The sequence below is a fragment of the Paracoccus sp. S4493 genome, from assembly GCF_000967735.1.
Lineage (GTDB): Bacteria > Pseudomonadota > Alphaproteobacteria > Rhodobacterales > Rhodobacteraceae > Paracoccus > Paracoccus marcusii.
The window spans coordinates 1-284 of record NZ_JXYF01000539.1; the positions used below are offsets into that span (position 1 = coordinate 1).

Here is a 284-nt window from a genome sequence, read left to right on the forward strand (position 1 = left end):
AGGCGAAGTCGATCAGCGTCGTGTCCGTCTCATGCCCCACGGCCGAGATCAGGGGGATGGCGCTCTCCGCCGCCGCCCGCACGACCGATTCCTCGTTGAAGCCCCACAGATCCTCCAGCGACCCGCCGCCGCGCGCCACGATGATCAGGTCCGGCCGGGGGATCGCCCCCCCCGGCGCCAACGCGTTGAAGCCCCGGATCGCGGCCGTCACCTGCGGCGCGCAACCCTCCCCCTGCACGGCCACCGGCCAGATGATCACGCGGGTCGGAAAGCGGTCGCGCAGC

At 72.5% G+C, this 284-nt stretch carries 1 protein-coding gene; it reads right to left on the minus strand.

What is annotated here, in order from left to right; translation table 11 throughout:
• Positions 1–284 (minus strand): exodeoxyribonuclease VII large subunit (locus TW83_RS18940; RefSeq protein WP_045984343.1); only part of this gene is annotated, 284 nt, incomplete at both ends.